The organism is Arthrobacter sp. Y3223164 (assembly GCF_059091005.1).
This window is the reverse complement of the sequence record NZ_JBNHGF010000110.1, coordinates 1-7,632: the sequence shown is the minus strand read 5'-3', so window position 1 is coordinate 7,632 and position 7,632 is coordinate 1. Positions and strand designations below refer to the sequence as shown.

The following is a 7,632-nucleotide window of genomic DNA, read 5'->3' as shown; positions in this document are numbered from 1 at the left end:
CATGCTCGTCCCCCAACGCCCCGCCCGGCCCGGTCCCAGCGGACCTCTCATGCCGGCACCGCCTTCGCATCCCGCTCCGGAACGTCCGGCCCGGGAGCACGGCAGAGGGCCCCGACCGGCGGCCGGGACCCTCTGCAGTGCTACCCGTGGTGCTGGATCAGCCTTACAGCTGGCCGAACTCCTCGCGCTTCGGCTGCGGTACGTTGGTGTCGTCGTACTCGTAGATGCCGATGTAGGCCTCGGTCGGATCACCGTTCTCGTCGAACGAGATCGGGCCGGAGATGCCGTCGTAATCGATGTCCTTGCCGTCGCGCAGCAGCGTGACACAGCCGGCGAAGTCGAAGCACTTTTCGCCGTCCGCGGACACGCCCTGCATTTCCTTGGCGATGTCCTCGCCCTTGGTGCTTCCGGCAGCCTCGGCTGCCAGGGCCACCAGGTTCACCGCATCGTAGGACTCACCTGCGTAGGAGTAGGAATTGAGGTTGTCGTCCATTTTCGCCAGCGCCGCCTGGAAATCTTCCTTGGCGAACGTTCCGGGGATCGTGCCCTGGGCTCCGGCCATGGCACCCGGATCGAGGTCCGCGCTCAGGTCCGAGGTGTTGCCGTCCACCAGGAACATCTGGTCGGGGGTGACTCCCTTGGACAGCAGCAGCGGTGCGATCGACTTGATCTGGTCGAAGGTGATCAGCGCGATCGCGTCGGGCTTGGCGTTGACCACGGCGTCCACCTGCGAGCTGAACTGGGAGTCACCCTCGTTGAACATCTCGGTGGCCACAACCTGGCCGCCGGCGCCTTCAAACGCCTGCTTGACGTTCTCCGCCAGGCCGGTGCCATAGGCGTCGTTCAGCACGATCATGCCCAGCGTCTGGGCGCCGCAGGACACCATGTAGCTGCCCAGCGTGCGGCCCTGCAGCACATCCGACGGCGCGGTGCGCCAGTAGAGGTTGTTGTCGTCCCAGGTGGTGAAATCCGGCGAGGTGTTCGCAGGGGAAATCTGCACCACCCCTGCGCCCGTAATCTGGTTGATCACGGTCTTGGATACGCCCGAGGACGCTGCGCCAACGACGGCGCTGACATCCTCGCTCAGCAGTTCGGTCACGGACTGGGTAGCGATGTCGGTGGTGGTATCGCCGGAGTCTCGCTGGATGGTTTCCACGTCCTTGCCCAGTACGCCGCCGGCCTCGTTGATCCGCTCAACGGCCAGCTCGACGCCCGCAACTTCCGGCGGGCCCAGGAAGGCCAGCGAGCCGGTGGCGGGCAGCAGCGTGCCGATTTTCAGCGGGGTATCAGTGGAGCCCTTCGTCTCGGGAACGGCGGAGGGGTCACCCGTCGCGCCTGCCGTGGGACCCCCGCCCTCCCCCGCGTCGGGACACACCAAACCGGATGCCCCCGCCGGTGCCGATGTGCCGGCTCCCCCGCCGGTCTCCGAAGGCGTTGACGTGCCCCCGCCGCAAGCCGAGGCAAACAAAGCGATCCCCAAACCGAGCGCGGCCACCCTTCCCGCGCGTGCGGAGTTGCCGCCGGTGCCGAAAAGCACTGCATTGCGTGTTGCAGTCATGTATGTTTTCTCCTCGATCGAAAGGTCCGCGAACCTTTGATGCGATCACCAGGTATTCCTGATTACAGAGAAAACTAGTCCAATTCGTTGTTGAAAATAAGCGTTTTGGGTTACATCCTTGTAACGCTCGTCACACTTAATCCGTACCCCCGGTGGGACTCGAACCCACACTGGACCGATTTTAAGTCGGTTGTCTCTGCCATTGGACTACGGGGGCCAGCACTCCGGCACCTACCTAGGGTACTTGATGGGCCCGCGCCGGTTCACAATCGCCCGAAGGGTTCGGCGTAGCGGAAAACACCCGCCGGCACCGGCCGGCCGGCCAGCGGGAGGGCCATGAAGTTGGCGTCCCACGACGGATCCGGGGCACCGATGCCCAGTTCGCTGGCTGGCCGATAACCAAACCGCGGATAGTAGCCGGTGCTTCCCAGCAGCACGATCACGCTCTCCCCGGCCGCCTCGGCGCGATGCCGCGTTTCCTGCAGCAGGGCCGCCCCGATCCCTGCACGCTGATGGTTCGGCTCCACGGCAAGGGGCCCCAACCCCAGCGCGGGCTCATCGCCGATCCAGCCGCGGGTGCTGATGACATGGCCAATGACGGCGCCCCCTTCTTCGGCGACGAGCGAAAACTCCGGCAGGAAGCCGTCGCAGCCGTACAACTCGGCCAGCAGCCGGGCTTCCACCGGTTCATCGCCGTCGTCGGTGGCGAAGGCGCGTGACACTAGCCGGAGCACGGCCGACCGGTCGTCCCGCTGTTCCGTCCTGATCCTCACCGCAGCATTCTATGCGGCCCCCCCCACCGGGATCTCGTTAAATGCAGTAAAGCCCGGGCACCGCCACAGCGGTACCCGGGCCTGATGCCGGTGCGCCTAGCGGCCGGTGGAGGCGAGCTCCTTGTCCGCCCCGGTGCCCTTGGCATCCCCTGCCGGCTTGGGGGCCTCGGCGGCCTGCGGGCGCGGCTTGGGGGAAGCCGCCTCGCGGAACTGGCGGTACGGGGTCTGCAGGTCGGCAAGGCGCGTGGTGTCGCGGCCCAGGAAGATTGTCCAGAACCAGTTCGAGATCACGCGGATCTTGCGCTCCACCGTCGGCATGGCCATCCCGTGGTAGCCGCGGTGAGCCATCCATGCCGGCCAGCCCTTGAGCTTGATGCCCATAATCTTGGCGACGCCCTTGTTCAGGCCGAAGCCGGCGACTGCGCCCAGATTCTTGTGCTTGTACTCGGTGACGGTGCCCACGCCCCAGCGGGCGGCGTAGATGTTCTTGGCGAGACGCTTCGCCTGGCGGATGGCGTGCTGGGCGTTGGGAACGCAGAACCCTCCCACGCCGCCGCCGGTCAGGTCCGGCACGGCGGCGACGTCGCCGGCGGTCCAGGCTCCCTCGATCGGGCCGTTCTCGTCGATGATCTGGAGCGTGGCGTCGGCCTTGATCCGGCCGCGCTCGTCCTGCGGGAAGCCGAAGTTGCGCGCCACCGGGTTCGCCTGCACTCCGGCGGTCCACAGCAGGGTATCGGCCTCGAAGGTTTCGGCGGGAGTCTTGTCCGGCATGTTGATCAGCTCCAGCACGCCGCCTTCTGCCTTGGCCAGCGAGGTGTTGAGCATGACCTCGATGCCGCGCGAGCGCATGTGCTCCACGACCCATTCGGCCTGGTCTTCGGTAACCTCGGGCATGATCCGGCCCATTGCCTCGACCAGGACGAAGCGCAGGTCTTCCTGGCGCAGCCGCCCGTTCTTCTTGACGGCGGCGCGGGCCAGGTCCTCGATCTCGGTCATGGCTTCAATGCCGGCGAAGCCTCCGCCGACGCCGACGAAGGTCAGCGCGCGGGTCCGCTCCGGCCCCTCCGGGAGCAACGAACCGGTTTCGATCCGCTCGAGGACCTTGTTGCGCAGTTCCACGGCTTCTTCCACCGTCTTCAGGCCGATGCCGGCTTCGGCCAGTCCCGGGATCGGGAAGGTGCGGGTAATGGCACCGGCGGCAACGACGACGTCGCGGTAGTCCAGCTCGAAGGCCTCGCCGGCGGCGGGGGTGATCACGGCCTTCTTCGCGGCATGGTCGATCGACGTCACCTTGCCGGTGATGAGTTCGGTGTCCCGCAGGTGCTGCCGGTGGTTGACCACCACATGGCGGGCTTCGATGCTGCCGGAGGCGACCTCGGGCAGGAACGGCTGGTAGGTCATGTACGGCAGCGGGTCCACCAGGGTAACGATGCCGCCGTGCCGCTTGACCTTCTTCTGGAGGTTCAGCGCGACGTAAAGACCAACGTAACCGCCGCCGACCACCAGGACGCGCGGACGATCGGACAGAGCAGGAGTGAGTGCCATGCCCTCAGTATAGTCGCTTTTGTGAAACTTTTCACGAAGTACGGACGGCGGGCATAACAGCCCTGGGGCCAGGCAGAATCAGCTCTTGGCCGGTTTCCGGATCTCTTCCCGGATCGGCGGGATGAAGTCCGTGTTTGCTTCCTCGACCGCCGACGTGCCCTGCCGCACGGCCTTGCGCGTGCGCAGGGTCTGGACGGCGCCCAATATTAGGACGGCGGCGATCAGTCCGCCGAACGAAAACACGAGGACGGCCGGCAGCACCGAGTCTTCGCTGTTCGGGGGAACCGCCACGGGCGAAGTGGGTTCCGGAATATCCGGCGCCTCGGCCTTGGACTGCACCGGAGCCTCCGACTGGGGGGCGGCGGCTTCACCGCGGCGGTGCACCGTAATCCAATGCGCGATGGAGCCGAGCGGGTTGCCGGCGACCTCCGGCACGTCCGCGTTCAGGGCTGCCTCCGCGTCGAGTACGCCGTAGCCGTAGATCGGATCATGGCCCGGAACACCTGCGTCCTTGGCCGTGCTGACGATGCGGTTGATCACCTGGGCCGCGCTCATGTCCGGGTATTTGGAGCGGATCAGTGCGGCCACACCCGAGACCAGCGGCGTGGCACCGGAGGTGCCGGACCAGTCGGCATAGAGGCCGCCGGGCAGTCCGCCGACCAGGTTTTCGGCCGGTGCCGCAACACCGATGACGATGCTCTGGGCCGAGGCCTCCTGGCTCGCCTCGCCGTCGCGGTTCAATCCCGCCACGGTCAGCACGCCGGGGATGGTAGCAGGGGCGCCGGACTGTTCCGTGCCGCCCGCGCGGTTGCCCGCGGCGGCGACGACCACCACGTCATGCTGTTCGGCGTAGAGGAACGCCGCGTCCCAGCTCTCCGGCCAGGAGGTGCTGGAGCTGGTCAGTGACATGTTGATGACCTGCGCGCCATTGTCCACGGCCCAGCGGACGGCCGCCGGAATCTGCTCGTCGACGCCGATGCCCGAGGGGTTGGGCGTGCCGAGCCAGGTAGACGCCGTCAGGATCTGTGCCTTCGGTGCCACCCCGATCACGCCGTCCGTGCCGGCGCCGATCCCCTCGTCCTTGTGCTTGGACTTGGACTTGGACTCTTTGTCGTTCTTCTTTTTGGCGTCCTTCTTGTCTTTCTCCGGTGCATGGCCGCGTCCGGCCAGCAGGGTGGCAACCAAGGTGCCGTGCTCCGGCGTTTGCCCGATGCCCCGCTGGCCATCGGGATCACCGGAACCGGATACGTCGGTACCGCCCACCACGGCACCCTTGAGGTCCGGGTGCGTCGCGTCAACGCCGCTGTCGATCACTGCTACCTTGACGCCTTCGCCCTGCGATTCGTCCCAGGCGGCGCGAATCCCATAGGCGTCCAGCCAGTATTCCTTGTCGCGGGTGTCGTCCGCCTGGGCCGGGCCGGCAAGCACCAACGAGGCGAGCACCGCGATCGCCGTTCCCAGCGAGAAGGCCTTCGACGCGGCCGCGCGTCTGGCCGGCCATTCACTGTCGCGCTGGCGCATGGATGTCCCTTCGTTGGCAAAGCGGTTTGGTCCCCGGAACCCGGGAAGCTCAGTGCGGCAGCCGGGTGGCCGCACTCAGGGCGATTCCGTCAAGAATATCGTGTTCGCTGGCTGTCGCACCGTCCACGCGGCCGCCGGTCAGTGCGGCCAGCCGTCGGGAAACGGTCCGCCAGATGAGCGCGCCGGCGCCGATGACATCGACCCGTCCAGGATGCATGTAGGGCAACGCGGCCCGCTGTTGCCGCGTCATCTTCAGGAGGGAGGTGCACGCAGCATCCAGCCGGGCACCGTCCAGATGCGCCCCGTGGATGCTTTCCGGACGATACTCGGCCAGCTGCAAGGCGTGGGCGGTGACCGTGGTGACGGACCCCGCCACTCCGACCAAGCGGTCGACGTCGGCCAGCGGCACCTCGTCGAGCACGTGCGCCAGGTGTTCTTCGGCGCCCGCCACGGCGTGGGCGATCTCGGCGGCGGTTGGCGGATCCGAGAGCAGGTGCCGCTCGGTAAAGCGGACGCACCCCATGTCGGTGCTGAGCGCGGCCAGCACCCCGTCGGCGGTTCCCAGCACGAACTCGGTGCTGCCGCCGCCCAGGTCCACCACCAGCACCTTCTCCCCCGGTTGCGGTGCCAGGACGTTGGCGGCGCCCGTGAAGGACAGCTCAGCCTCTTCCCGGCCACTGATCACTTCTGGTTCCACGCCGAGGCGCTGGCGGATGCCGTCGACGAAGACCTGGCGGTTGGCGGCGTCGCGGGTGGCGGAGGTGGCGACAAAGCGCAGGGTTTCGGCACCGTGGCTGCGCAGCTGGCCGGCATAGTCCTCCGCCGCCGCGAAGGTCCGCTCCAACGCTTCCGGCGCGAGCGCCCCGGTGGCGTCGACGCCCTGCCCCAGCCGCACGACTCTCATCTCGCGGACCACGTCGGTGAGCCCGCCGTCCTGGACATCGGCGATCAGCAGGCGGATCGAGTTGGTTCCGCAATCGATCGCTCCGACGCGTGCCACTAGGACTCGCCTCCGTCTGCCTGGCCGGACGTGGGGCCATCGACGGTGCCGCCGTCGTCGTCCGCCGCCTCCCTGCCGCCGGCTCGCCGGGCCTTCTTCGCGGCCAGCTCTTCGGCCGTCAGTCCCTGCGTCCGGGTGTGCCGGCTTAGATCCCGGGCCGGAGCGATGCCGTCCACATCCCAGGCTCCGGGGCAGTAGCAGCGGTCCGCGGTCCACCATTCCGCGATACGTTCGATCGCTTCGTCGCCCAGCGGATTTACGCCGGGACCTGCGGCCAGCGAATGACCCACCAGGACGTGCAGGCATTTGACCCGCGTGGGCATGCCGCCGGCGGAGACACCCGCGATTTCGGGCACGTCGCCGATGCCGGCCCGGCTGCCGACCTCGTCGCGGGCCGCCAGGTACTCCTCGTGCGCGCGGTGGTAGGCCGCGGCCAATTCCGGATCCTGCTCCAGCCGTTCGGTCATCTCCGTCATGACCCCTGCGGCCTCCAGCCGGGATACCGCCGACGTGATGACCGGGTGGGTCAGGTAGTACGTGGTCGGGAAAGGGATTCCGTTCCCTAGCCGCGGCGCCGTCGTGGCGACCAGCGGGTTTCCGCAGACGCATCGTGCGCCGATCTCCACGACGTCGCGCACGGGCCTGCCGAGCTGGCGGCTCAGGGTGTCGAGATCGTCGGGGGTGGGGGTGCGCTGAGCGTCGTTCATGGCTCAGTCCTTTCCTGGCGCTGCGGCCCGTGGGGCAGGGCCGTGTGATTCGGCAGGCTCTGCCGGGAGGTCAGTCTGCTGCGGGCGAGTCTGTGGCCGCGCGGGTCACCGAGTTCCACAGGGCGTCGACCCACGGCAGGTCCTCGGGTGCGGTGGCGGAGGCATGTTTGTTGGACTCGCGCAGTCCCTCCGCGCCGGTGACCATGTACCGCTTCTCCCCCGGCATTACATAGAATATGCGATCCCGGGCCTGCTGCTTGATGTAGGCGGGATCGTCCCAGCGGGCCAGTTCCTTGGTCAACTGTTCATTGGAGTCTTTCTTGGCGGCGATGTCCGCCTGCAGCGCGGAGAGTTCCGCCCGCTGTTCAATGAAGATCCGCACCGACGGGGCCAGCAGCACGGTGATTGATACCAGCACCAGGGCCAGCGCCAGCAGGCGCCCGGAGAACGCTTTCGCCGGGACCGGCACGGCGTCGGCCGGGGTTTCCCTGGCCGGTGGCCGGGGCTTTTGGCCGGCAGCCGGTGCGG

Annotated in this window: 7 protein-coding genes and 1 tRNA gene; all 8 read right to left on the bottom strand. The window is 67.7% G+C overall.

The features are described from left to right. Positions 1 to 163: 163 nt before the first annotated feature. Positions 164 to 1,558, bottom strand: a complete 1,395-nt coding sequence (locus AC5RUJ_RS07795) for an ABC transporter substrate-binding protein (RefSeq protein WP_494073570.1) — start codon at positions 1,556 to 1,558, stop codon at positions 164 to 166. 144 nt (positions 1,559 to 1,702) lie between these two features. After that, positions 1,703 to 1,775: transfer RNA gene (locus AC5RUJ_RS07790), tRNA-Leu, on the bottom strand. Between the two features lie 46 nt (positions 1,776 to 1,821). Next, complete coding sequence (locus tag AC5RUJ_RS07785) at positions 1,822 to 2,331, bottom strand: GNAT family N-acetyltransferase (RefSeq protein WP_494128023.1); 510 nt, start codon at positions 2,329 to 2,331, stop codon at positions 1,822 to 1,824. A gap of 96 nt (positions 2,332 to 2,427) precedes the next feature. Beyond that, a complete protein-coding gene (locus AC5RUJ_RS07780) occupies positions 2,428 to 3,876 on the bottom strand; it encodes an NAD(P)/FAD-dependent oxidoreductase (protein WP_494128022.1) in 1,449 nt (482 codons plus the stop codon). 78 nt (positions 3,877 to 3,954) lie between these two features. Further along, positions 3,955 to 5,397 (bottom strand): S8 family serine peptidase, encoded by a 1,443-nt coding sequence (locus tag AC5RUJ_RS07775; RefSeq protein ID WP_494128021.1) that lies wholly within the window; start codon positions 5,395 to 5,397, stop codon positions 3,955 to 3,957. Positions 5,398 to 5,446: 49 nt separating this feature from the next. Then, positions 5,447 to 6,397 carry a Ppx/GppA phosphatase family protein gene (locus AC5RUJ_RS07770; RefSeq protein ID WP_494128020.1) on the bottom strand — a complete coding sequence of 317 codons (951 nt, stop codon included), beginning with the start codon at positions 6,395 to 6,397 and terminating at the stop codon, positions 5,447 to 5,449. After that, a complete protein-coding gene (locus AC5RUJ_RS07765) occupies positions 6,397 to 7,104 on the bottom strand; it encodes a DUF501 domain-containing protein (protein WP_494128019.1) in 708 nt (235 codons plus the stop codon). The genes AC5RUJ_RS07770 and AC5RUJ_RS07765 overlap by 1 nt, the downstream gene beginning before the upstream one ends. A 70-nt stretch (positions 7,105 to 7,174) precedes the next feature. After that, positions 7,175 to 7,632, bottom strand: a 458-nt coding sequence (locus tag AC5RUJ_RS07760) for an FtsB family cell division protein (RefSeq protein WP_494155733.1), incomplete at its 5' end; no start/stop codon positions are given.